Origin of the sequence: Bacillus sp. ms-22, assembly GCF_009759805.1 — a bacterium.
GTDB classification, from domain to species: domain Bacteria; phylum Bacillota; class Bacilli; order Bacillales; family Bacillaceae; genus Bacillus; species Bacillus xiamenensis.
In genome coordinates this window covers 1,711,728-1,735,637 of record NZ_CP046653.1, presented here as the reverse complement: position 1 = coordinate 1,735,637, position 23,910 = coordinate 1,711,728, and the positions used below count along the sequence as shown (strand labels likewise).

At 40.5% G+C, this 23,910-nt stretch carries 27 protein-coding genes and 1 other annotated feature (1 of these 28 cut by a window edge); of the genes, 7 read left to right on the top strand and 20 right to left on the bottom strand.

Annotated features, from left to right (window positions below; all coding sequences use genetic code 11):
* Positions 1-20: 20 nt before the first annotated feature.
* The 9 genes from xerD to GPA07_RS09050 all read right to left on the bottom strand — a co-directional run bounded on the left by xerD (position 21) and on the right by GPA07_RS09050 (position 6,505).
* Positions 21-911 carry a site-specific tyrosine recombinase XerD gene (gene xerD, locus GPA07_RS09090; protein WP_008361812.1) on the bottom strand — a complete coding sequence of 297 codons (891 nt, stop codon included), beginning with the start codon at positions 909-911 and terminating at the stop codon, positions 21-23.
* A 6-nt stretch (positions 912-917) separates the two neighbouring features.
* Complete coding sequence (locus GPA07_RS09085) at positions 918-1,145, bottom strand: YqzK family protein (protein WP_008361814.1); 228 nt, start codon at positions 1,143-1,145, stop codon at positions 918-920.
* A 117-nt stretch (positions 1,146-1,262) separates the two neighbouring features.
* The gene (fur, locus tag GPA07_RS09080; protein ID WP_003215577.1) at positions 1,263-1,715 is read right to left on the bottom strand and encodes a ferric iron uptake transcriptional regulator; all 453 of its coding nucleotides are present in this window, start codon (positions 1,713-1,715) and stop codon (positions 1,263-1,265) included.
* A 121-nt stretch (positions 1,716-1,836) separates the two neighbouring features.
* The gene (spoIIM, locus tag GPA07_RS09075) at positions 1,837-2,481 is read right to left on the bottom strand and encodes a stage II sporulation protein M (RefSeq protein ID WP_157292409.1); all 645 of its coding nucleotides are present in this window, start codon (positions 2,479-2,481) and stop codon (positions 1,837-1,839) included.
* Between the two features lie 117 nt (positions 2,482-2,598).
* Positions 2,599-3,729 carry a S8 family peptidase gene (locus GPA07_RS09070; protein WP_157292408.1) on the bottom strand — a complete coding sequence of 377 codons (1,131 nt, stop codon included), beginning with the start codon at positions 3,727-3,729 and terminating at the stop codon, positions 2,599-2,601.
* A gap of 111 nt (positions 3,730-3,840) precedes the next feature.
* Positions 3,841-4,062: a hypothetical protein gene (locus GPA07_RS09065; protein WP_008361820.1), complete on the bottom strand. Its 222-nt coding sequence runs from the start codon at positions 4,060-4,062 to the stop codon at positions 3,841-3,843.
* A gap of 268 nt (positions 4,063-4,330) precedes the next feature.
* Entirely contained in the window at positions 4,331-4,783 is a 453-nt protein-coding gene (locus GPA07_RS09060) for a GNAT family N-acetyltransferase (protein ID WP_008358734.1), read from the bottom strand.
* A complete protein-coding gene (locus GPA07_RS09055) occupies positions 4,770-5,951 on the bottom strand; it encodes a TIGR00375 family protein (RefSeq protein WP_157292406.1) in 1,182 nt (393 codons plus the stop codon). The genes GPA07_RS09060 and GPA07_RS09055 overlap by 14 nt, the downstream gene beginning before the upstream one ends.
* On the bottom strand, positions 5,948-6,505 hold the full coding sequence (locus tag GPA07_RS09050) for an NUDIX hydrolase (protein WP_008358739.1): 558 nt from the start codon (positions 6,503-6,505) through the stop codon (positions 5,948-5,950). The genes GPA07_RS09055 and GPA07_RS09050 overlap by 4 nt, the downstream gene beginning before the upstream one ends.
* Positions 6,506-6,672: 167 nt before the next feature.
* Here GPA07_RS09050 and GPA07_RS09045 point away from each other — a divergent pair, with 167 nt between their 5' ends.
* Positions 6,673-7,602, top strand: a complete 930-nt coding sequence (locus GPA07_RS09045) for an aldo/keto reductase (RefSeq protein ID WP_008358741.1) — start codon at positions 6,673-6,675, stop codon at positions 7,600-7,602.
* A gap of 86 nt (positions 7,603-7,688) precedes the next feature.
* Here the strand turns inward: GPA07_RS09045 and GPA07_RS09040 are convergent, their stop codons facing one another.
* Positions 7,689-7,913: a YqkE family protein gene (locus tag GPA07_RS09040; RefSeq protein WP_039179706.1), complete on the bottom strand. Its 225-nt coding sequence runs from the start codon at positions 7,911-7,913 to the stop codon at positions 7,689-7,691.
* Positions 7,914-7,993: 80 nt separating this feature from the next.
* Here GPA07_RS09040 and GPA07_RS09035 point away from each other — a divergent pair, with 80 nt between their 5' ends.
* The gene (locus GPA07_RS09035; RefSeq protein ID WP_198303847.1) at positions 7,994-8,962 is read left to right on the top strand and encodes an alpha/beta hydrolase; all 969 of its coding nucleotides are present in this window, start codon (positions 7,994-7,996) and stop codon (positions 8,960-8,962) included.
* 25 nt (positions 8,963-8,987) lie between these two features.
* On the opposite strand, the gene GPA07_RS09030 is transcribed toward GPA07_RS09035, so the two are convergent.
* The 5 genes from GPA07_RS09030 to GPA07_RS09010 all read right to left on the bottom strand — a co-directional run bounded on the left by GPA07_RS09030 (position 8,988) and on the right by GPA07_RS09010 (position 12,770).
* Positions 8,988-10,250 carry a response regulator aspartate phosphatase gene (locus GPA07_RS09030; protein WP_008358747.1) on the bottom strand — a complete coding sequence of 421 codons (1,263 nt, stop codon included), beginning with the start codon at positions 10,248-10,250 and terminating at the stop codon, positions 8,988-8,990.
* A 373-nt stretch (positions 10,251-10,623) separates the two neighbouring features.
* On the bottom strand, positions 10,624-10,863 hold the full coding sequence (locus tag GPA07_RS09025) for a YqkC family protein (protein WP_008358750.1): 240 nt from the start codon (positions 10,861-10,863) through the stop codon (positions 10,624-10,626).
* A 12-nt stretch (positions 10,864-10,875) separates the two neighbouring features.
* Entirely contained in the window at positions 10,876-11,202 is a 327-nt protein-coding gene (locus GPA07_RS09020) for an iron-sulfur cluster biosynthesis family protein (RefSeq protein WP_008358751.1), read from the bottom strand.
* 111 nt (positions 11,203-11,313) lie between these two features.
* Positions 11,314-12,294: a GNAT family N-acetyltransferase gene (locus GPA07_RS09015; protein WP_157292402.1), complete on the bottom strand. Its 981-nt coding sequence runs from the start codon at positions 12,292-12,294 to the stop codon at positions 11,314-11,316.
* Positions 12,291-12,770: a GNAT family N-acetyltransferase gene (locus GPA07_RS09010; protein ID WP_008358757.1), complete on the bottom strand. Its 480-nt coding sequence runs from the start codon at positions 12,768-12,770 to the stop codon at positions 12,291-12,293. Before GPA07_RS09010 ends, GPA07_RS09015 begins: the two co-directional genes overlap by 4 nt.
* 286 nt (positions 12,771-13,056) lie before the next feature.
* Between GPA07_RS09010 and GPA07_RS09005 the strand changes: the two genes are divergently transcribed.
* Positions 13,057-13,506 (top strand): YfmQ family protein, encoded by a 450-nt coding sequence (locus tag GPA07_RS09005; RefSeq protein WP_157292400.1) that lies wholly within the window; start codon positions 13,057-13,059, stop codon positions 13,504-13,506.
* Between the two features lie 142 nt (positions 13,507-13,648).
* Here GPA07_RS09005 and GPA07_RS09000 read toward each other — a convergent pair whose 3' ends face one another.
* Positions 13,649-14,878 (bottom strand): MATE family efflux transporter, encoded by a 1,230-nt coding sequence (locus GPA07_RS09000; RefSeq protein WP_232532129.1) that lies wholly within the window; start codon positions 14,876-14,878, stop codon positions 13,649-13,651.
* Positions 14,836-15,876 carry a radical SAM/SPASM domain-containing protein gene (locus tag GPA07_RS08995; RefSeq protein WP_146271154.1) on the bottom strand — a complete coding sequence of 347 codons (1,041 nt, stop codon included), beginning with the start codon at positions 15,874-15,876 and terminating at the stop codon, positions 14,836-14,838. The genes GPA07_RS09000 and GPA07_RS08995 overlap by 43 nt, the downstream gene beginning before the upstream one ends.
* 303 nt (positions 15,877-16,179) lie before the next feature.
* Here GPA07_RS08995 and GPA07_RS08990 point away from each other — a divergent pair, with 303 nt between their 5' ends.
* The 3 genes from GPA07_RS08990 to GPA07_RS08980 all read left to right on the top strand — a co-directional run bounded on the left by GPA07_RS08990 (position 16,180) and on the right by GPA07_RS08980 (position 19,243).
* Positions 16,180-17,412 carry a DNA polymerase IV gene (locus GPA07_RS08990; protein WP_157292398.1) on the top strand — a complete coding sequence of 411 codons (1,233 nt, stop codon included), beginning with the start codon at positions 16,180-16,182 and terminating at the stop codon, positions 17,410-17,412.
* 15 nt (positions 17,413-17,427) lie between these two features.
* A complete protein-coding gene (locus GPA07_RS08985; RefSeq protein ID WP_071168975.1) occupies positions 17,428-17,772 on the top strand; it encodes a YolD-like family protein in 345 nt (114 codons plus the stop codon).
* A 235-nt stretch (positions 17,773-18,007) separates the two neighbouring features.
* Positions 18,008-19,243 (top strand): MDR family MFS transporter, encoded by a 1,236-nt coding sequence (locus GPA07_RS08980; RefSeq protein WP_157292397.1) that lies wholly within the window; start codon positions 18,008-18,010, stop codon positions 19,241-19,243.
* Between the two features lie 32 nt (positions 19,244-19,275).
* Here GPA07_RS08980 and coaA read toward each other — a convergent pair whose 3' ends face one another.
* Positions 19,276-20,235 (bottom strand): type I pantothenate kinase, encoded by a 960-nt coding sequence (gene coaA / locus GPA07_RS08975; protein ID WP_071168974.1) that lies wholly within the window; start codon positions 20,233-20,235, stop codon positions 19,276-19,278.
* 187 nt (positions 20,236-20,422) lie between these two features.
* Between coaA and GPA07_RS08970 the strand changes: the two genes are divergently transcribed.
* Positions 20,423-21,751 carry a CoA-disulfide reductase gene (locus GPA07_RS08970; protein WP_157292395.1) on the top strand — a complete coding sequence of 443 codons (1,329 nt, stop codon included), beginning with the start codon at positions 20,423-20,425 and terminating at the stop codon, positions 21,749-21,751.
* Between the two features lie 52 nt (positions 21,752-21,803).
* On the opposite strand, the gene GPA07_RS08965 is transcribed toward GPA07_RS08970, so the two are convergent.
* Together GPA07_RS08965 and GPA07_RS08960 are read right to left on the bottom strand one after the other, a co-directional pair.
* Positions 21,804-22,580 carry an SDR family NAD(P)-dependent oxidoreductase gene (locus GPA07_RS08965; protein ID WP_008358769.1) on the bottom strand — a complete coding sequence of 259 codons (777 nt, stop codon included), beginning with the start codon at positions 22,578-22,580 and terminating at the stop codon, positions 21,804-21,806.
* 12 nt (positions 22,581-22,592) lie between these two features.
* Positions 22,593-23,543 (bottom strand): MBL fold metallo-hydrolase, encoded by a 951-nt coding sequence (locus GPA07_RS08960; RefSeq protein ID WP_008358771.1) that lies wholly within the window; start codon positions 23,541-23,543, stop codon positions 22,593-22,595.
* Between the two features lie 170 nt (positions 23,544-23,713).
* Positions 23,714-23,910: a binding site (T-box leader), on the top strand (it continues 16 nt past the right edge of the window).

Genomic DNA, 23,910 nt, shown 5'->3' with positions numbered 1-23,910 from the left:
TTCTCCGTGTCATGCTTTACTTATGCCCTTGGATGGAATTTGTGATACACGTCTTTTAATCTTGTTTTCGTGACATGTGTGTAAATTTGTGTAGTAGAAATATCGGCATGACCGAGCATCTCCTGAACGGCTCTAAGATCCGCACCGTTTTCAAGTAGATGTGTTGCAAATGAATGCCTGAGCGTATGCGGCGTCAATTCTTTTTGAATGCCCGCTTCGATGGCTCGTTTTTTTAAATTTTTCCAAAAGCCTTGTCGTGACATCTTTTTCCCATGGTGATTGAGGAACAAGGCATCAGCCGGCTGTTTTTTTAAAAGCTTGTGTCTTCCTTTTTCAATATATACTTCAATCGCACTTGCAGCGGCTTCACCAATAGGCACGATGCGCTCTTTTCGCCCTTTTCCAAAACAGCGGATAAAGCCCATTGTCAGATGAACATCTGCAAGGGTCAGATCCAGCATTTCACTCACACGAATACCGGTTGCATATAAAAGCTCAAGCATGGCTTTGTCACGGTAGTCAAATGGTGTGTGCTGCTTTGGTGTATCGAGCAGCTTTTCGACCTCACCTAGTGATAGAACTTTCGGTAATTTCCGCTCTGTTTTTTGCGATTCGATGTTCCATGACGGGTCATCTGTTGTCACTTTTTCCCTGAGCAGAAATTGATGAAAGGAGCGAATGGATGATAGATGCCGCACAGACGTTTTACTCGATTTCCCTTCGTCTTTTAGCTTCTTTAAATAATGAATGATATGAAGGCGCGTGACATCTTTGATATCTGTCAACTGCTCATGTGTCATTAAAAAGGACAAATAGTTCTGTAAATCTCTTTTATAAGAGACAATGGTATTTTCAGAGAGTCCTCTCTCTACTGTCATAAAATGAATAAAGTCGGATAATTGATCCTTCAATGGTTTCTACTCCCCGTTTTGATAAAAATAAATCAATCGATCCTGCCAGGTGTTTTGTTTCGGCTGATCCATTTCCATCACTTTAATCGCTGCACCCTCTGGTTTATCATAACGATGATAGCTTTCATATTCTGAATTTATCCATATCATAGCATAATAGAACAGGACGGTAAAACCAGTGAACAAGATAAATACTTTCATCACTTCACCTGTTGTTTTGAGCCATTTTCGCATGATCTTCATGTCCTTTCTCATCTTTTCATTACTTCAGCATATGCCAGGTGGGACAAGGAATATACAGCGAAAATGCAAAAAACCTTTTCATCTTGAATGAAAAGGTTCCAATTCGGATTATTTGCCGGATTCATCATCATGACACCGGTGGCAAATACCATGGAATGTCAATCTATGATCCTTAATTTTAAATTTCCAGTCGCGTTCAATAATCTCTTCAACATCTTCTAATAAATCATCTTCTATCTCATCGACTGTCCCGCATTCCATGCAGACAAGATGGTGATGGAAGTGAGCGGCTCCTTCTTTGCGAAGATCATATCGCGAAACGCCGTCTCCAAAGTTAATTTTATCAACAACTTTCAGTTCAGTCAGCAATTCTAACGTCCGATAAACAGTAGCAAGACCAATTTCAGGAGACTTCTCTTTTACGAGGAGGTATACATCTTCTGCACTTAAATGGTCTTCTTCATTCTCAAGCAGTACTCTTACTGTTGCTTCACGCTGTGGCGTGAGCTTATAGCTGGAAGAATGAAGCTGTTTCTTAATTCGATCAATCCGATTTTCCATTGACTTTCCCTCCTACGCCACATTACTTGATCATTATATCAAATGATGTGCAGAGAGCCAACTATAATCATTTTAAATTGATAAATAAATTGATTATTATTTAATAACAATTATAAACACTTTAAAAAAGAACACCTGCCAGCTTTTTCATCAGTATGAATGATAAGTATGATTCAAAAAAGGACGAAAGGGCCGCAAGCGCTAAAATCATCAGCAGAACAGACGCATACCGGCCAAACCACTGTACTGGCGCTTGGCTGATGGTTTTTTTCATGAAAAGCTGTCCAATTAACCGAATGGAGAACGCAATCGCACAAGTCCCAATGATTAAATATGCTGGTATGAGCAAGATATTTTGCGGAAGCACCGATATAAAAGAAAGAAAAAATCCACTAAGCCCCATTTGATTGACTAGAAAACCGACCGTAAACCCAACAACAATCCCTTTTAAAAAGATCATGAGAAAGATGAGCGGCAGGCCAATAATGGAAATTCCGAGTATCCACATGAGACCTAAATATTTCATATGATGCAGAAAGCTTTGCACAAACATTTCCTTTGATTCTGCTGCTTTCTCATTCGTCAGCTGTCCAAAAAATTGATGTAAATAATAGAATAAATCCTCTTTCTGACTCATTGTCATACTATTGACGATGATGGCCCCAAAGATGACGCCCATTAAAAAGAGCACAGAAACAAACAAATAAATCGATAGATGATCTTTCACGTGCTGAAGAAGATGTTCCTTCCAAGACTTTTTCCGCATGCGTCTTCCTCCCAAATAGTAAAGGTTACTAGATTCTATGAGAGAGAATACGAAACATGACAGTTTTATTGAAAGAAAAACGAGAAAGCCAGCCTGGATACTGCTTTCTCGTTTCCTTTATCGTGCGGCTTTTTGTACGTTCACAAGCCCGGCTCCATAATAAAATGGGTCTCCAAGCTTTATTGCCGTTTTTGAAAGCCTTTCACGCACTTCTTCATTTGTCAGATTCGGATGTTTTGATAGAATGACAGCTGCAGCTCCCGCAACATGAGGTGATGCCATGGACGTTCCGCTCTTATAGCCATATTCGTTATGAGGAAGGGTGCTTAACGTTGAAACACCTGGTGCTGATACTTCCACCTCTTCACCAACAGAGGAATCAAAGGCTCTTTTCCTTCCTTGATCCACAGATGCGACAGCTATCACGGAGTCATATTTGGCCGGGTAGTCTATTGTATTGAGTGAACCATAGCTTCCAGCATTCCCTGCGGAAGCCACAATGAGAATCCCTTTGTCATACGCTCGATCTACAGCCTCTTTCAGCGCTTCAGATTCACTTGCTCCCCCCATACTAATATTGATGACATCTATGTCATTTTCAATGGCCCATTCGATGCCTTTTATGATCCAGCTATAGTAGCCGTCACCATTTTCATCTGCCACTTTAACAGCATAGATAGAAGCTTTTGGCGCAACACCAACGACACCTATTTTATTATCTAGCGCTGCAATCGTGCCTGCCACATGGGTTCCGTGTTCATGGGGATCGACAAGCGGATCGGACTCTGTTGGAACAAAGCTGACACCGCCGCTTACGTGTAAATCTTCATGCTCGCCGTCAATTCCACTGTCAAGAACAGCTACTTTCACATTCTGACCGGCATATCCTCGTTTATGTACCTTTTGTGCTTGGATGCTTTTGATGCCATATGGGACGGTTTGACCGCTAGTTTTTGCTTTTTGGTCTTCCTCAATAAAGGTCACTTCTTTTGCTTGGTTCAGTTTTTCTTTTGATGCTTTATTCAATGAAACTTTCATTATATCTATTTGTTCTATTGATTCTTTCACATGGCCGCCAGCTTTTTCTACAAGTTGTTTTTGTGTTTTGTCTTGAACGGAAGAAGAAAAGCCGATGATATACTCTTTTTTTGCTTGCTCCTCTGCAGATATATCTGATGCGCCGAACGTGATGGATACCAGCAGCATACTTGCCATACAAAATCCTGCTCCCAATGACTTGACGTTCACGATACTCACTCTCCCTTTCATTGCTTTTTGCCATTTAACTACATTTTTAGACAAAAAGAAACGACCATTTGTCCTATTTTTTAAAAATTTTCCATTTATTTGATCTACTTGTCACAAAAAAGCAAAATAAAAATGCTTATGATCCTGTTCATAGTGATCATAAGCATTCCTGTCTTTATGTTTTTTCATCATGTGCTGCAAAGCTTCTTGTTTTGTTTTTGTCTTTCTTTCGTGAGTGCTAAAATGCGCCATGTTCCCTCTCGACCGTTCTGGATTTCGGCTGCGCTGCCTTTGAATATGTTCTCGCTTTTTCTTTGCTTTGCTTTTTCCCATTTGGCAAAACCCCTTTCGTTGTCGTTATGATACACGATGTCATATGAAAAAGATAGATGTCTACACGTCTATCTCAGCGTGTAGACAAACCCTCGCACTCGGTGTCAGTCCTGCGTGCCGGTGCTCACGAATGTCAAATTCGCTCCACGCCGGTACTCGTCCTTCCTAGACTGCAAAGGTTTTCAGGTCACGCTGAAAAGAAGACAAAGGGCTAAAATAAAGTTCATTTTAGCACTTTGTCAACAATCTGAGATAGACGTCTACACGTCTATCTTGCTTTTTTCACCATATCAAGATGCGGAATCCCATCTTCATCATAACAATCTGAGATCGCTTTGAAACCAAATGATTCGTAAAACGATTTCAAATACGCCTGTGCTTGAATTTTGATACTTGTTTCTCCTAATTCACTGAGCTTTTCTAAAGCCTTGCTGAGCAGTATCTTCCCATAGCCTTTTTTCCGGCCTGCCTGCGTCACAAGGACGCGGCCAATAGACGCCTCCTTATACATAATCCCGCTTTGGAAAATGCGGCAATAAGCGACAATGGTGCCATTCTCTTTTGCGATGAAATGAAGAGCATCTTGATCACGATGATCAATTTCAGGATAAGGACATGCTTGTTCTACGACAAACACATTCACTCTTTCCATTAAAATAAGGTAAAGATCTTCTTTAGACAATTGTTCAAATGTTTGACATGTCCATTTAAGTTGACTCATGATTGATATCCACCTTGCCGTAGACGCCGCCTCCACCAGCGATCAGTCCGACTTCTCCCTTTCTCGCTTTGATAATGTAATTGGCCGTTTTTTTTGGCAGGACAGCTTTTAGTTCTTGTTCTGTTGCTTGATGAAGAATGTTCATTTCTGTGTGAAAAACGGCTTTCAGCTTTTCTAATGTTTTGGCCCCAACGCCCGGAATAAATTGAAGCGGGAGCTGATGAACATAAGGAGGTCTCTTTGCATGATCACTTTCTTGGTCAGCAAGCTCCTTTAAACGCTCACTCACCCCTTTGGTCATTCGGGTATGGCCGCATGCTTTGCACTTTTCTTGATCCTGACTGTCAGGTCTTACCCCGCATTTCTCACAGGTCGTATGATAATACTTTCCAAGCCGCGGAGCGAGCCCAAAATTTCCTGTGATGCTTCGGCCATCTTTTCCTTGAAGGGCTAGCTCGAATTCAGTAAAAGAAGCATGATCCATTCGAATTTTCGTATATTCTCGCGCAATTTTCCCTAAGGAATGAGCATCTGAATTCGTTAAAAAAGGATAGCGATTTAGCTCACTTAGCTGGGAGGCCATTGACGTATCGCAGCTAAGACCAAGCTCAACAGCATCAATGAGCTCTGGATCGAATACTTCTGTTAAAGAAGTGTTTACCCCTTTGCCGTATAAACTTTTGTGCGGCGTGAAAATATGCGCAGGAATAAATAATCCGCCAAACTCCTTTACCTTATGCTGAAGCGTTCTCCCATCAACATATAGGCGCTGTGAGCTCAAATGCACATTTTTCATGTGAAGAGAGAGCCATGCGGAAAACTCGGACATTTTGTGTAATGTGGGCATAAAAGCCAGCACATGAATCGGCCCCTTTGAATGGCCGTCATTGATTTCTAGTTCACTGCCTAAAAGCAAAACGGTTTGTCCAAATGATAGACCGCCATCGCTTAACTCCTTGTACGTGCCTTCCTCTACACCTTCTATCAATTCTTCTAGGACTTCAGGAGATTGTGCATCAATCACACCAATCATCCCCATCCCTTTACTTTGTGACGCTTCTATTAGAATTTGATCAATGGTCAGTGACCTTGCACCTGTAATTTTGACAGCTCTGCCTGTTCTCGTTCTGCCAATATGAATATGGATATCTGCAAAGAACTCCCTCATTTTGTAGACTCAAGTACCTCTTGCAGTTGTAAGTATTGGATGGCATAGGCTGTTTTTGCATCATAAATCTGCTGTTTTTCGATGAGGTGCAGCGCTTCTTCTAATGTCACTTCCATCACTTCGACAAATTCATCTTCATCCAGCTCTCTTTTTTCTTCAAGCGGAACCAGCTCATCTGCCAGATACATGTGAACAATTTCATCTGCAAACCCAGGAGATGTGTAAAAGGCCGTCAGCTTTTTCAGCTGCTGAGTCGTGTACCCGGTTTCTTCTTCTAATTCTCTTAGTGCTGTATGTGCCGGCTCTTCACCTTGTTCTAATTTTCCAGCTGGAATTTCAACAATGGCTCTCTCAAGTGCTTTCCGGTATTGCTTGACCAAAATGATTTTATTTTCGTCTGTACGTGCAATAACTGCTACTGCACCTGGATGTTTGATGATTTCTCGTTTGCCTTGTTTTCCATTAGGCAATTCTACATCTTCAAGAACCAAGTCAATGATTTTTCCTTTATATAACTCTTTAGATGATAATGTTTTTTCTTCAAAGTCCTTCAATTTTGTCAGCTCCTCGTTCTACTTTCACTTTTCACTTCATTCATTTTAACATAGATGATTTAGGAGAAGCGAAAAGCCAAGGGCCGCTTCAATGCACCCTTTGAAATCACCTGGCTTGAATTCCAGAATTTTTTCACTTAATGTGAAAGGATAGGAGTGTGATTGAATTGAAAAAAAGACGAATTGGCACCTCTGATCTTTTGGTTAGTGAGGCGGCACTAGGATGTATGTCACTTGGAACTGAAAAAGAAAAGGCGCTCTCTTTATTAGATGAAGCCATTGATCTTGGGATTAACTATTTGGATACAGCCGATTTATATGATTTTGGGACAAATGAGGAAATTGTCGGGGAGGCCATTAAGAACAGACGGCAAGATTTGATTTTGGCCACAAAAGTGGGCAACCGCTTTGAAAAAGGCAAGCCGGGCTGGGACTGGGACCCTTCAAAGGCGTACATAAAAGAGGCCGTGAAACAGAGCCTCAAACGGCTTCAAACAGATTATATTGATTTATATCAATTGCACGGGGGCACAATTGACGACCCAATTGATGAAACCATTGAGGCGTTTGAAGAATTAGTGGAAGAAGGCGTCATTCGCTATTACGGCATATCGTCTATTCGTCCAAATGTCATTAAAGAATATGCCAAAAAATCGAACATTGTGAGTGTGATGATGCAATATAGTTTACTCGACCGCCGTCCAGAAGAATGGTTTTCTCTTCTTGAAGAACAAAGCATTAGTGTCGTCGCTAGAGGTCCTTTAGCGAAAGGGCTTTTAACTGAAAAACCGCTCTCTCAAGCAAGTGCAGCGATTCAAAAAAACGGTTATCTTCAATACTCATTTGAAGAGCTTCAGCAAGTCATTCCTTCATTAAAGAAAGTCGCTTATGACCTATCGCTCACTGAACTGTCCATTCAATACTTGCTCAAGCATTCTGCTGTCAGCTCGGTTGTTTTTGGCGCAAGCTCGGTGAAACAGTTAAAAGAAAATGTGGCAGCAGCCAATGCACGTTCTTTAAGCGATCAAGAAGTAAAAGCTTTGATGTATTTCACAAAACAGTCTGTGTATGAGACGCATCGTGTCAATCGAACGTAAAAAGAAGACAAAGGGCTTAAATAAAGTTCATTTTAGCCCTTTGTCAACAATCTGAAAGAGATCACATCACGTGATCTCTTTTTTAGTTAGCTTTTATACTTTCTCCAGTCTAAATGACTTTCATCTAGCAGCTCTGAGAAGCTTTTATTTTTTTCTTTTTCTTTCTGCTGCCGAAGGAGGTCTTGTCGTTTTTGTTCTTCTCTTTTTTCTGTCTCAACGGCGAGATTCTGCTTCATTTGAAGGAGCTGCTGTTTCACATCATCCTTTATGCCGTCTTTCAGTTTTGCTTGGTCTTGCTTGGTCTTTTTCACTTTGCCTCTCTCCTTTTGCCTTAGTGTATCATCCGTTTTATTTGCTGAGCAAGAGTCACGCCAATCTCCCAACATGTGGTATGATCATCATAGAAGAACTTCGGAAAGGAAGAATCAGCTTGAAGAAGAAATGGATCGTTATACTTGCTTTGATGTTATTTCCACTCACTGCAATCGGTATTTTTTTCACTAATAAAATGATGTATATTCGTAGATTAACGGACGAAGAGCTCATCAAACGAGAATCAGATGAAGGGCATTATCATCACGAGGAATTTCAACAGCTTCAAAAAGAGAAAGTTTGTATTCCTTCAGCATTTGGTTATGATCTTCATGGCTATTTTGTGCCGCTTCCACATACAACCCGCACCATCGTGCTTTGCCACGGCGTCACAGTCAGTCTGATCAATTCCGTTAAGTATATGAAATTATTCCAAAAGCTCGGATGGAATGTGATGCTTTATGATCATAGAAGACACGGAATGAGCGGCGGAAAAACGACTAGTTATGGATTTTATGAAAAAGAAGATTTAGCTCAGGTGGTAAAGTGGCTGAGACAAAGACTCGGGGAAAGTGCCATCATTGGTATACACGGAGAATCAATGGGCGCAGTCACGACCTTACTATATGCTGCAAAACCGGAAGCAAGCGCCAATTTTTACATAGCCGATTGTCCTTTTGCTTCTTTTCAGGATCAGCTTGTGTATCGATTAAAAACGGATTTTAGACTTTCAGGGCAATGGATTCTTCCACTAAGTGATCTAGTGTTAAAATGGCGGGACGGATATCGCATCAGGCAGGTGTCCCCTCTTGATGTGATTGATAAGGTGAAAGAACCTGTTCTTTTTATTCATAGCCTTTATGACGACTATATTCCCTGTGAGCAAAGTCAGCAGTTATATGCACGAAAAAAGGGTGATAAACGGCTATTTATTGCGCCTCATGGTGCGCATGCGATGTCCTATAGTGAAAATAAGGAAGCATATGAACAAGAGGTCCAGGCATTTCTTCAAACATTTAAACTCAATGAAAATGAAAGAGGAGAATGAACAGCGGTTCGTCTCCTCTTTTTAGCTAACTTATGCGATAGTCACCACTGTTGTATGGTGTCTGCCCGCCAGCTCCATATGGCTCTCTTCCGATTGCTGCTGACTCATGACCGATAACCCTGCAGTTGCTGCCAATAAAAGAACTATCAAACTCATTTTCATATAAATGACCTCCATTTTGAATTTTTGATATAGCTTGAATTTTCCTTTCGTAATACCGGGTAGATACTTCAAATAATCCAAGCTCATTATAATAATGAGCTGCATCAAGTGCCAATTCCTCAATATCCGGGTATAAGCGCTTGTCCTCCAACAAATCTAATGTATCGTCTATGATTTTTATTTCTGCATCAACGTATAATGCTTTTAAAAACTGAAATTTGCAGATGTAAATTTCATCTTCTAATTCACAGGCTTTCATAATACCTTGTTGATAGAGGGTTAACGACTCTTCTATTCTTTTTTGTTTAAACAGGATTTGTGTCAGCATAAATAGTGGGTCTAGAGAGCGATTTAGATGGGTTAAATTCTCCTTTTCAAACACTTCAAGAGAGTCTTTGAGATAACGACTTGCTGCGGCAAGATCGTTCATTTGGTAATAGCAGTTACCTAAGTTGAAAAGGGCCGAACCTATGACTCGAGGGTTTCCAATTGAGCGTGCTCGCTTTAGAGCATTTTTAAAGTAGGGTAATGCATGTTCATAGCATTTCAAATCATCATAGTTTGCACCGATGACAAATTCACAGTGGATGATTCTCAGCGTGTACGTTCTGTAGGCAGCGTACGTATCTAACGCTTGCAAAGCATAGTGCATCGAAAAGTGGGTTTGTTTCATGTGGTAGTATATTTCTGCTAATTTAAAATAAAATTCTGCTCTTTCTATATCATCTGATATGAGATTGAGCTTTTTTTCTGCGGAACGGTAATAAGCAATAGCGCTCAAATAGTTTCTCTGTTCAAATTCAAACATTCCTGTAAAAAAATGAACATAGTATTCAAGCATGTCCGTTAATTTTGTTTGCGAATGTTCGATCGTTTCTAAAAGCTTCTTAATTTCTTCATCATTCGAAGCTTTCTTTGCCGGTTCAAAATATTCAAGCATCACTTTATGGCGAAAATCCATCAGCTGGTAAAAAAGCAGCAAGTTTTGATCCTGCTCCATCTCAAGGATTTCCTGCTCGATCTCGGCCTTCAGTTTCTCTGCCTTCATGACATGAAATCCGCAAATCTGTCTATACCATTCGTTTATTTTGATTCCAACCTGAGGCGATGACAGCTTGAGCTTCAATTCACCTTAGCACCTCCCTTCTCATATACGATACATGTTGTATTCTATCATATTTCCACGAATGGAAGAAATATGAAATGTCGTTTTTCGTAAAGTTTTCGGTATCCCGCAATAAACGCTTCCATTGCCTATTTTTCGGCATTTATAGCCTCTATTTATTCATTTCCATTTTTCTCATTTTGTCGAAATGGTTGTTAAAACCTGCTTTTTATCGTTTGAAAAGATCATTTTTCAAGTTAGACAGCTCTGCTGTTTGATGAGATGATGATGACACGAAAAAAATCCCCTCCAAGTATTGTGTAAGAGCCAAGATATTTTCTTGGGCTTTTACACCATCTGCTTAGAGGGGATCATATCAACAACAAAAGGCTTTTTATAAGACATCTGTTACTTGATCCATATTCTCTTTGATCCAATTGACAGCTAATTCAAGCGTTGGAAATTCTTCTGTTTTAAATGTGACTTCATCTTGAAGAAGCCAGACGTCCTTTTTCACTGAATCCATTCCACCAATTGACCAGTGCAAAAGGCTATAAGGATGATTATTATTTAAAAACGACACCCACGTTTTGTTTTGTGCCGTGTTTTGTATCACTTTCAGCTTTTGATCCACTACTTTTCCACCTTACTTTACAAGTATACCCATTCTCGGGCTGAGTATTTGTTGAGGACTTTTCAACATAAGTGTATTGGCTTTTTCATTAAAATCAATCGTCATTTCCTCGTCAAAAAACACCTTTTGTGCTGTGTGTATATATAGGTGAAATGGTTGATTATGCTTGAGCTGTTCCCACTCACCTGTTCTTTCGCTTGTCAGCCAAATCATTGGTACACCGCTTACTGCACAGCCGCATCCATCTGAATCATAGCGAAGGAGCAGTTCTTTTGTTTTATGCTCTGCTTGCCTTTTTGTAAGAAAGGCTGCTGCTGGTTCCGTTATATGAATATACATGACGAACATCCTTTTTTCATTGATTGTTACATTGTAACATATCAGCCATCAATTAAACATGTTCGCGCCCTTGCCAGTGAATGCTTTAGATGATCTTGTTCTATGTAATGGTCATTCTCTTGCCTGATTGTTTGTTTCAAGCTGCTTTGACCAATTGAACGCCTCTTGCTCAATTTCTTTAATGATCGCATTTTTTCCGTTTATATAGCTTGCCATATCCTCTGGGTGTGCTTTCGCTAATTGGCGCTTTTTGTCTGCATAGTCCTTGGCACGACCTGGTGCTGCTCTTAAATAATCACGGAACACTAAATGTCTTTTTACATCCTCATGTCCAGCTTCATAGGCGTGAATGTGATGTGATCGCTGTAAGCCGCCTTTTCTAAAAAAACGTCTTCCTTTGAGTCCGTTTTCTCCTAGCGGTTCATAACCAAGCTCACTAAACAGATGACTGCATTCATCTAACTTGCTGATCTGTTTCACTTCTAGCAGAATATCAATAATAGGCTTTGCGGCCATTCCTTTAATCGACGTACTGCCAATATGGTGACCATCTCCCCAGTTGTCACCCACTGCCTTCTTCAGTTTGTCTAGCTCATGATGAAATTGTTCTTGCCAGCTCGTTTCATATTCAACCACTTCCACCTTCCGAAGCATTGAACGTTCCATCTTTATTAACATGAGATTGTTTTCTACTTGCAAACGGGCCGTTTGTTTAAACCCGAGTTTTTCATAGAGCCGGATCGCTGGTCTATTTGCTTCTGCCGTTGTGAGCTCGATTGGCAGATGATGCTCGATAATAGCCTGCATCAACTCTGTTCCGATCCCTTGATGGACATCATGAGGATGCACAGCTAACCGGCTGAGAACGATCCGGTCCTCATGCATTTCATATGAAGCGATCCCTAACAAAGAGCCTTCTTTTTCAAACCCTATGAATATCTCATTTGCATCCATTACATCTTTAACTGTTTCTTTTAAGGGCGGTAAATCTTGATAGCCAATTTGCTCTGCCTCCATCTGATATGCGGCCAATTGGATGTGTAATATCTGTTTTGCTTGTTCCTTATTTTTTTGATCCAGCTGGATGATCATTTTTTCACCTCCAGCTTCTTCATAAATAACACACGGTCTTCATGAATTCCATCGTAATCTGAAAAGACAGAGATGCCATCTACTGTTTTATCTCCCTTTTCTATCTGAAAACCGAGTTTTGTATGGTAAGCAATGGAGACTTTATTAACAGGAGCTGTGACGGCCTTAATCGTTGTTCTCCCTTCCTTTTCAGCCGCTTCATAAAAAGCTTGATAGAGGATTTTGCCTATTTTTAATTTACGGTGATCGGGATGTACGCCAACAAAATGAATATAGGCTTCATCCGGATGAGATTGCGATAAAAAACCAACTAAAAAACCGATCAGTTCTCCTTTTTCGACGACGACAAAACTTGTTTGCTGGAAATGTTCAAAAAATAGCTTTGGCAATTTTGCACGCAAATCTCTGCCTCCCCACCAGCTTTGGATGACGGATGTGACGGCGTAAAAATCCGACGGCTTCACTTGGCGTATCATGATGGCCTCGCCCCTTTTCTCATTTTGTCTTTTCTTATTCGAATCGTTTTTTCACAAAAAAGAGATTGTTTCAATAGTCTACCTGTCTGATCAGATGGTTGTAAAGACAGTGTGCCAGCCTTTTTCAGTTTAGCTTTGTTGGTTCTTCGTCTTTCAGCCGCCATCTCCTTTTAAATCTTCACACTTATTTCAAAAAGTTCACTTTTTGTGTGAAAGTTTCATTCATTTGTTATGTTAAGATGGTTCATATAGGAAATGGTACAAATGTTTATTGGAGATGATGAGATTGGTTTGGGTTGTTATTTCGCTTGTTGTGTTTAGTCTTTTAAAGCTGCTTGTCACCTCGCTGCCTTCTGGTGTGGTCGAACGCCTGCTGAGTCGTTATGCGGTTCATGCAAAAGTAACAAGTGATCAAACAAATATTACTTTTCAAGGTCGTTCGCTTGATGAGCAGCGAGCATCTGAAGTCATTCAACACTTTAATGACGCGATCTTTATTGAACGCTACTATATTTATCCTGGTGATGAGGAGCGTTTTCTTCATCCAAATGAAGGGCCGGCGCCGCTTACGATGCAAACAAAGCTTGGTAAGCACGATGTCACCCTTTATCTGTTCCATTATGATGACCATGTGGACGTGGTTCGGCAGTTTACACATAAGCCAAAGAAAAAGCTTACGGCTTACCGTTTGCGTTCTGAACCGCTCCAAACTTTCCACAGCCTGGCACATGCTTGAAAACAGAGCCACGTTGCATCGGATGAGCCGAAGTGTATGACACGTCGTCTTTTTATTTTTTTGTCTACTTAAAGGTTCTTCTATAATACAAAAGAAGCTTCATCATAAACACTATTATTTATGATGAAGCTTCTTTATTTTTTTATTCCACAGTATTTTTTGTTTTTATTATTATCAATATAATGTTCTCTATAATTAAATAGGATAAATTCGCTACACCAAACGTGATAAGTGAAAGTTTATCATACTTCACTAGAATAATAAGTGTGGCTATAAACAACAAATTCTTCATAAGAATTATATAATTAACTATTTTCCCCTTTTCGTGAACAAAAAATTCGGCAACAATCGTTCTCTGTATGAAAAAAAGAATGATATAGGATAAATATATAGCCGTATAAATCATTGCTGTGCTGTTCATGTTTAGATAGTATATAAAAAATACACTTAGACTTAAACACAATATAAAGTAGGCTAAATATATAAATACGGGCGTTCTTATCTTTTTAGATCTTGAATAAATAATCCATTCAAAATGACTATGAGCATAGAGGTGGACTGGCTGCATAAATCGTTCTAATGCAAAATATATAGCAGAATAAATAATATCTATTTTCACTAGAAAGAAACTAGAAACTAACTGTAGTGTTGAAACGGAAAATATTTTTTCCAGTGAATTAGTAAAGGCATTTTTAAAAAATTTACTTACATCCATCTTTTCTCCACTGTAAAATATCCCTTTTTTCCTTAAATAATAGAAGTAACTTAAAACCGTAAGAGTATCAGCCACTACTGTTGCTGCAGCACATCCAATAAGAGGGTCTCCAAAAATTTGATAAGTGATAAATAAAAAATCGAAAATTAAATTAAAAACAACACATATTCCACTAAAATATAGAGTAATATGAGGCTGTCCACTTCCTCTTAATAACCCTGTACAAATAAATAGGATCGATGTTGGAATAATAGCTATTGTCAGAATACCAAAATATGTATTTACCTCCTGATAATATTGACTACCCCAAGTGAAAAACAAAAAATATTTCGAAAAGATAGACGCAGTAAGCGTAATAAGACTTGAAATAACACACGTCCAAATAAAGATATGTAGAAAATGGATTTTTTCCCCTTTAGCTTTTGTTCTATTAGCTTCAATACCAACTCCCACTAGCAATGAAATTAAAAAGTTAAACGGAACATATGCCAAGCCTACTACTGACATATAATGGTTTGAAATACTCGATAAAAAAAGAAAATCTGTAATACCCAGTAATGAATTTACCATCATTGAAGCCCAAATTGGTATGGTAAACCACAGCATTTTTTTCATTACACTTTTTGTTGCACTTCTTTTTCTATTACTATTGGGCAATACGGATCATCTCCAAATAAATCATCATTAACTCCGTAAGCTCTACATCTACATCCCCCACAAAAATCCATGTATTCACAGCTGCTACAAATTCCATTTAAATATTTTTTAGATCTTACATCTTCCAATAATTGATTGTTATCCCATAATTCCGACAGGAAGTTACTATTAACTGTTTTAAATATATTGCCTAATACTTTATCTTCACAAGCTGTACAACCTAGTACATCTCCATTTGCTCTTACATGTAAAGTAGCTCTACCAAATCCACAACTCCCTTTTTCTCCATTTATTATATCATCTCTGTAAGTATCCATGTCATAAAGGAAAAAAGTGACTTCAGTCGCCCATAATTTGAAATTTCCATCTATAAGTTGTTTATTTTTAAGAATTTGATCATTCACAATATTTAACTTATTTAAATTGAACGTTGCTTCCCCTCTTCCATTAGGTTTCACAGTTGCTACCGATATATCTTTTGCACCTATCTTTTTAGAAAACTTTATTGTTTGATCAACGTCTAAATAATTTTTTTCACTGACTGTCATGTTAATTCCAAATGGTATATTTTTCTTTCTTAAATGCTCTATAAATTTTTGTGTTCTTTTAAATGCTTTAGGTCCGCGGATACTATCATGAGTTTCTTCTTGATAACTATCTACAGAAATAATAAAATGTTTGAAAAAATCAGATTCACCGCAAAAGTCTATAATCTCTTTATTTCTAATTGTAGCATTTGTGGTTATAGAAAATTTAAAGCCACAATCTGCAATTCTTTTCAGGATATTCAAAAGGTTTTCTTGAAGAAATGGCTCTCCCCCAGTTATTGCTATGTGCGGTTTTTCAGGAAACTTATCCAGCATACCTAGAAAAACATCTAAATTTTCCATATCCACTTTATTTTTTAAATTATTGTGAGCGTTCCTTACACAAAAATCACAAAATAAATTACAACCTTCAAGAATTTCTAATGCAACAATGGACAGGCTTCTACTCATTAATATTCCCCTCTTTCTAAATTTAGAGCCCCTGGTTTTACCAGAGGCTTCTTGTTAATTACCGATATTCATGCTCAGATTTTCTCATCTTTTACACCCCCAATTAATCACATTTGGATATTACCATTATTTTTAAATTTTTTCAATAAAAAAACAAAAAAGATATCTTATTCCTATGCTATTATTCTATATCTACTCATAAACAAAGCTTTCTACTTAGAATATGAATGATTTACCAGTATGAATTTCACCTCATGTTGTTTACAATAGAAACAGAACATATGTTCTTAGAGGTGAAGTACAATGAATGAACGAACCATTCTACTTGTGGATATGCAGTCATTTTATGCATCAGTTGAGAAGGTGGAGGCGCCTCATTGGGAGAATGTGCCGCTCATTGTCTCTGGAGATCCAGAACGAAGAAGCGGAGTCGTCCTGGCAGCCTGCCCTCTCGCTAAGAAACGTGGCGTACAAAATGCATCAAGGTTATGGGAAGCACAGGAGAAATGTCCTGAAGCAGTGGTTGTACGTCCACGTATGCAGCGCTATCTCGATGTCTCTGTCATGATTACAGAACTGCTTGAACAATACACAGACCTTGTCGAGCCATATTCCATTGATGAACAGTTTCTTGATATTACAGGCAGTCTTACACTATTCGGCTCTCCGCGCGAGATCGCTCAACATATACAAACAACGATTATGAACCAGACTGGCATTTACGCACGTGTGGGCATCGGCCCTAACAAAGTGCTCGCTAAAATGGCCTGTGACCATTTTGCCAAAAAAAACACATCCGGCATCTATGAACTGAGTGCCGACCGAGTTGCTGCTGATTTATGGCCGCTCCCGATTGGGAAATTATTTGGCGTTGGCAAACGAATGGAACATCATTTAAAACGAATGGGCATTAGTACCATTGGGACACTTGCTGCTTATCCGTTGGACCGGTTAAAAAAACGCTGGGGAATCAATGGGGAGCTCCTGCAGCGAACAGCTTTAGGACACGATCCCTCACCAGTCACTATTCACACACATGATCAGCAAAAAGCCGTTGGACATCATATGACCCTTCCCCATGATTACGCGTCTTTTGAGGACATCAAAGTCGCTCTTCTTGAATTGAGTGAGGAAGTGGCTAGACGGGCACGTTTTAAGCATTACCTTGGTCAAACGGTGTCTGTTGGTGTAAGAGGAGCTGATTTTTCACATCCAACAGGATTTCATCGACAAATCAAGCTTCATTCACCTACACAGTACGGCACAGATATTGCAGAGGCTGCGATTCAGCTATGCCAGCAGCACTGGGATGGTCAGCCCATTCGCAGTGTAGGTATCACCCTCTCACAGCTGCGGCCTGACAGCCACTATCAGCTGACTTTATTTGATCACCATTTGAAGAAAGATCGACTCAGCAAAGTATTTGATGCGATCCATTTGAAGTATGGACCTGCGGCACTACTGCATGCTTCGTCACTGACAAGTGCTGGCCAGGCATATCACCGCGCCGAAAAAATTGGCGGGCATTACAAATAACGGAGGCGAACAACCATGAATCCCAATAAATTAACACCTGGATACAACATCATGTGGGAATCAAGCCGAATGATGCTGCCAGAGCACCGGGAGCAGCTTCTTGCTCAAAAACGAAAGAAACAGGAATACACGTCTCTTCCGCTCAGCTCCGATCAGCTAGAGGAAATGAATTTTTTGATCACACAGTCTATTACAGAGGATCAAGCGATTTGCGTGACGTATGTCGCATCAGGCATGAAAGCACAGTTTTGGGGCTGGGTCAAAGCCATTCATTATGAAACGCGGCGCATGAAAATGGTGAATGACGAAGATGTGCTAAGCCTTTCCTTAGAGCAAATTATCGCCATTGATCTCGATTGATTTCTCGTAAAATGAGCAGACGAATCAGTGGAGCATTGTCCGCTTCCCTTTCCTACAAAGCCCTTGCTCATCAAGGTTTTTATGCACCAGCAGCACGACATATCCTCTCCCATTCACTGGGGGATTCGAGCTTCTCTGCCATATGACGGATGTCTCCTCCATCAAATTGTGTATTTAATTTGCACAATTTTTCATGTATGATTGGAACATCTTACAAACGCAGGGGAGACGCAGCATGAAAAATAATTTACGCACTTTACATCCACTTAGTTGGACGATCATCATCGGCACGATATTTGGCCGAATGGCGACGTCCATGAGCATTCCTTTTTTGGCCGTTTATTTGACACAAGTCAAAGGCGCCTCAGCCTCTTCAGCTGGGTTAATCATTGCCGTCAGCTCTCTTATTGGGATCGTTGCGAGCTTTTATGGCGGCTATATTTCTGACCGAATCGGCAGAAAAAAGGTGATGCTTTTATCCATCTTTGGTTGGACACTTGTCTTTGTTGGCTTCGCGTTTGCAGATGCCATTTGGGTCTTCTTTTTTATGAATGCTTTAAATGGACTGTGCCGGGCGCTGTTTGAGCCAACATCTAAGGCGCTCTTATCAGATGTGACCCCAGCAAGCATTCGGTTGTTTGTCTTTAATTTAAGGTATACGGCCATTAACATTGGTGTCATCTTCGGCCCGCTGCTTGGTTTATATCTCGGGTCATCAAAAACAACATTTCCATTTCTCGTTGCTGCCTTCATTTACTTTTTATACGGATTCACGCTGGCATGGCAATTTCAAAAGCATCCCGTTGCTGCTCCAGAAAACAACAAACAAATCAGTGTCAAAAAAGCCCTTTCTATTATCCAGAAAGATACGGTCTTTAGCATCATCCTCATCGGTGTGACTTTATGTTCGTTCGGATATTCACATCTAAGCTCAACACTGCCTCAATATTTATCGGCATCCCCTATGATTGAGGATGGCCCTAAGCTATTTGGGTATCTTTTATCCTTAAACGCAGTTGTTGTCATTGTCGTTCAGTACCCGCTGATTATGATCGCCAAGCGCTACTCGACCATTTTGTCGTTGACTACTGGGAATATTCTTCTAGCAGGCAGTTTGTTTGCCATTGCTTTTTCACAAAGTCTTGGTGCGCTTGCTCTTATCATTGTCGTGTTTACGATTGGTGAAGTTCTGCTATTTGCGATGATGGATCTTTTTGTGGACAATATTGCCAAACCTGAAGTGAAAGGATCGTACTTCGGCGCAATGGGGTTTTCTCAGCTCGGCAGCGTCGTCGGACCGTTTGCCGGAGGATTGTGTATTGATTTATTTGGCGCAGCCCATCCCCTTTCCATTTTTTCAGTCTTGGCGATTGTCACCGTTGCAGGCGTCCCGTTCTTACTCATCGGATACTACCGCCTAAAAAAACGAACGGCCGCTGCCATGGCTGTGAAAGTAAGCGGAGGTCATTAAAAAAACCGCTCTCTTGTGTGAGCGGTTGATCTTTATACCCGGCGGATGGCAATCTCCTCCACCTTATGCTGGTCGCCTTTTTTTAATATGAGGTCAGCCCGATACTTTGTCGGCAAAATATTTTCATATAAGTTCGGCCGGTTCACTGTATTCCAAATCGTACTTGCCATCTGATCCGCTTCTTCATCCGTCAAATCCTTGTATTGATGAAAGAAGGATTCAGGGTCTTGGAAGGCTGTTTCCCGCAACAAGCGAAACCGCTCTTTATACCAAGATTGAATTTGTGTTTCAGCGGCGTCCACATAAATCGAAAAATCAAAGAAATCGGATACAAACACGCGTGGTTCATCCTTCAGATCATCCAGCGCTGGGGATTGCAACACATTGATTCCTTCAATGATGACAATATCTGCATCCTCCACTGTTTCGTAAACCCCTTCCAGCCGGTCATAGGTAAGATGTGAATACACAGGTGCATGCACAGTTTGTTTACCTGATTTCAGTTCATTTAAAAACGAAAGAAGCGCTTTGACATCATAGCTTTCTGGGAATCCTTTCTTTTCCATCAGTCCTCGATCCTTTAACTCTTTTTGAGGATACAAAAAGCCATCCGTTGTTACGAGACTCACCTTCAGCCCATCTCCAAGCCTTGATAAAAGTGTTTCAATGATACGTGCAGTCGTGCTTTTCCCAACAGCCACACTTCCAGCAATCCCAATTAAAAAGGGAATTTTGGCATGGTGCGGGTAGTTTAAAAAAGCATTCACATGCTGATTTTTTTGTTTTTCTGCAAAGACATGTAATGTCAGAAAACGAATAAGCGGTATGTAAATATCTCGAACTTCTTCTAGCGATAAGTAGTCGTTTAATCCTTGAAGCGCTCTCACTTCTTCTTCTGAAACAGATACCGGCATATATTCTCCAAGAGCGGCCCAGGCCTCTCTCGTATGGCGTGTATATAGTGTATTAAAATCAAGCCGTTCGTCAGTCAAAATCTTTCCCACCAATCTTCACTAAACTCATAACCAAAAAGACGATAATCCGATTGTAGCTTAAAATGAAGGCGCTGTCTTTATTTTTCAACGAAAGTTTGCTTCTTTTGCGAAAAAAAGCATTAAATAAAGGAAAATGAGGGTAAATAAGAGTATGCAGTTTGATAGATAGAAGGGAGCACACCAAATGAAATATGTGATGATTGGCGGAGATGCAGCAGGAATGAGCTGCGCTATGCAAATATATAGAGAGGATCCAGACGCACACATTGTTGCTTTTGAAAAAGGAGAGATTTTCTCATATGGACAGTGCGGACTCCCCTACTTGATCGGCGGTCTCATTGATCATCACAGGAAACTCATCGCACGCAGCGCCGAAACCTTTCGTGACAAATATGGAATTGATGCTAGAGGCTTACACGAAGTGACCTCGATTGACCCGAAGAAAAAAACGGTGTCAGGTCTTCACACAAAAACAAAAGAGCCATTTACAGAAAGCTATGACCGGCTCTTGATCGCAACGGGAGCAAGCCCCGTCACACTTGATCTAAACACCCATTCATTAGAAGGTGTTCACGTATTAAAAACAATCCCGCATGCCTTGTCTATTTTAAACAATCTAAAAAAAGACGTCACACATATCACGATCATTGGTGGAGGATATATCGGTTTAGAAATGGCTGAAAATTTAAAAGCGCTGGGAAAAGACGTTCATATCATTCAGCGGGGTAAAACACTTGGTCCAGGCTTTGATCCCGATATGGCAAAATATCTGAAAGAAGAAGCGGACAATCAAGGCATTCACGTGGTACTTGGTGAAACAGTGCAAAAATTAAAGGGCAAGACATATGTAACAGCTGTTCAAACAGACAAACAGACCATTGAAACAGACATGGTCATCATCGCCGTTGGTGTCACTCCGCAAACATCCTTTTTAGACAGCACAGGAATTAATCGTCTACAAAATGGTGCAGTTGTTGTGAATGAATACATGCAGACCAATGTAAAAGACATTTATGCAGCCGGTGACTGCGCAGCGACCTATCATCGTTTGAAGAAAGAACTGGATTATCTTCCGCTTGGCACAACAGCGAACAAACAAGGAAGAATCGCAGGCTTTCATATGACTGGAACCAACCGGGCGTTTCAAGGCGTAACTGGAACAGCGGTGATGAAATTCATGAACATGACAGCAGGACGAACGGGCCTATCAGAGAAAGAAGCAAAGGAAGCGAATATTCCTTTCTCTACGATGACCATCGACAGTACAGATCACGCTGGCTATTACCCACATGCGCAGAAAATGAAAGTGAAATTGATTTATAGAAGCGATGACCATACCTTGCTCGGCGCCCAAATTATTGGTCAAGACGGTGTAGATAAACGCATTGATGTCATGGCAGCTGCTCTTTACCAGGGGCTGACGGTGACAGATCTTGAAGATTTAGATATTAGCTATGCACCGCCTTTTAACAGTGTATGGGACCCGCTTCAGCAAGCGGCAAGACGAACATAAAAACCACTTAAAAATCAAAAAAGAAACCAGCTGTGACCGGTTTCTTTTTTTGTTATTTTTTCATCATCGCTTTACGTGCTGCTTTTTCAAATAAAAATGGGAATAATTGATACAGCTTACTGCCAGCATTCATCCAGCCTGGTAAATTAATCTCTCTTTTTTTCGTCATCATGGCTGACACGACCTTTCCTGCCACCTTGTCAGCACTAAGCATCATAAAATCCACGTTTTTCACATATTCACCGCTGCGATCTGCAATGGTAAAGAAGTCTGTGGCAATCGGCCCTGGGTTCACCGTCGTAACGTGAATCCCGCAGTCTGCGAGCTCCATTCTAAGGCTGTTTGAAAATCCGAGAACAGCATGCTTAGATGCCGAATAGATCGCTGATTTAGGGGTGGCAATTTTCCCTGCCTGAGACGCGATATTGATAATATGTCCCTGTCCCCTTTGTTTCATCTCTGGAATGACCTTTTTCGTGCAGGCAATTAAACCAAATACATTGACCTCAAACATTGACACCATTTCCTCAATGGATGCATCCTCTACAAGATCAAATACCCCAAAGCCGGCATTGTTGACCAAAATATCAACAGCACCCACTTCTTGATAGGCTCGATCAATGTCCTCAAACTGACTGACATCAAGCTCTACGATGTGACACACCCCGCCAGCGCTCATAATCTTTTCTTTCACATCCGTGAGCTTTTCAAGTCGTCGTGCGGAAATCATGATTTCTGCTCCTTGGGCGGCTGCCAAATACGCCATCTTTTCACCAATACCGCCAGATGCACCTGTAATCCATATTCTCTTTCCTGTTAATCTTCCCATACGTTTCACTCCTTAGTTCGCCCGGTAATAGAGGGTTCCGTCTTTTTGCACTTCTTCAATTTGTCCAGCCGCTAAGAGCACATCGAGCTGACCTACTGTCTCGGACATCGTTAAAAATAGGGCTTCTTCATACAACACTGGAAATAGCTTGCGGCAAAGATGAAAGGCCGTCATTTCTTTTCGTTTGAGCAGCTGATACATCGTATTTGCCCGTTTCTCTTGTTTCTTAAATCTTTCTTCGATCAATTCATGATGAGATGTGATCAGCTGACCATGACCTGGATAAATTGTCTTGATTGGCAACTGCAATAACCGCTTGAGCGATGCTTTATATTGAAGCAGCGATTTTTGACGTTCTTTTCCTTTCACCGGCGCCTCCATTAATGGATTTGAAGAAATGGTCGTGAGCAGTAGATCGCCACCAATGAAGTTCCCTGTTAATTCATCTAAAAAAGAAAGATGAGACTGTGCATGTCCTGGGGTCTCCATGACTAGGAAGTGATCATGCCCCTTCAAACGATCGCCTTCCCTTATGACGTCATGAACATGCGCAGTACAAGAATATGTATAGGACTGCTTCACGATTCTTTCACACTCACTTTGACGAAGCGGCACACCTAACTGCTGAAAAAAATCATCCATAAAAATGATTTGGCGCTGTTTAAACGCTGAATCCTGACTAATATAGGGCTCATTCAGCTCATGTCCGATCACACGGACATGAGGTTTCATCAGATCTAAAAGACCGACATGATCTGCATGATGATGTGTCAAAACCACTTGATCAATATCGTCTATTGATAAATGATGTTCCTTTAATTGCGTAACAAAGGCATGCTGCGCTTCTTGTGTCATTGGCCCGCAATCCACTAAGGTCACCGCGTCACCTTTTAATACATATGCATGGACATCCCCCACAGCAAACGGTGTAGGAATGGATAATTGAATGATTTCTTCTTTCACTTTTATACGTCATCTCCTGCTTTTTGACTCATGGATCATCACCATTTACGCTTCTTTATTCATTGTATCTTGCAAAGGGCAGACTGTCATGCGGTTTGGATAGTCAATTTTTTTCTATCTCCCCTATTGACACAAACTTGTCCATCGTTGCATAATGAACAACAAATATATGATGCGCGATGACAAGGATTAGTAAGCAAAATAATGATGCAAGAGAGTGAAGTCCGCCGGCTGTAAGACTTCACCATCCTCTTATTTGCTGAACCTGCCCTTTGAGCTGTTAGGCAAACCTAAACGTTTCCCGCGTTAAGGGACTAGAGCTGAGTATGCATGATTGCATGCTAATTGAGGGTGGTACCGCGAAAAA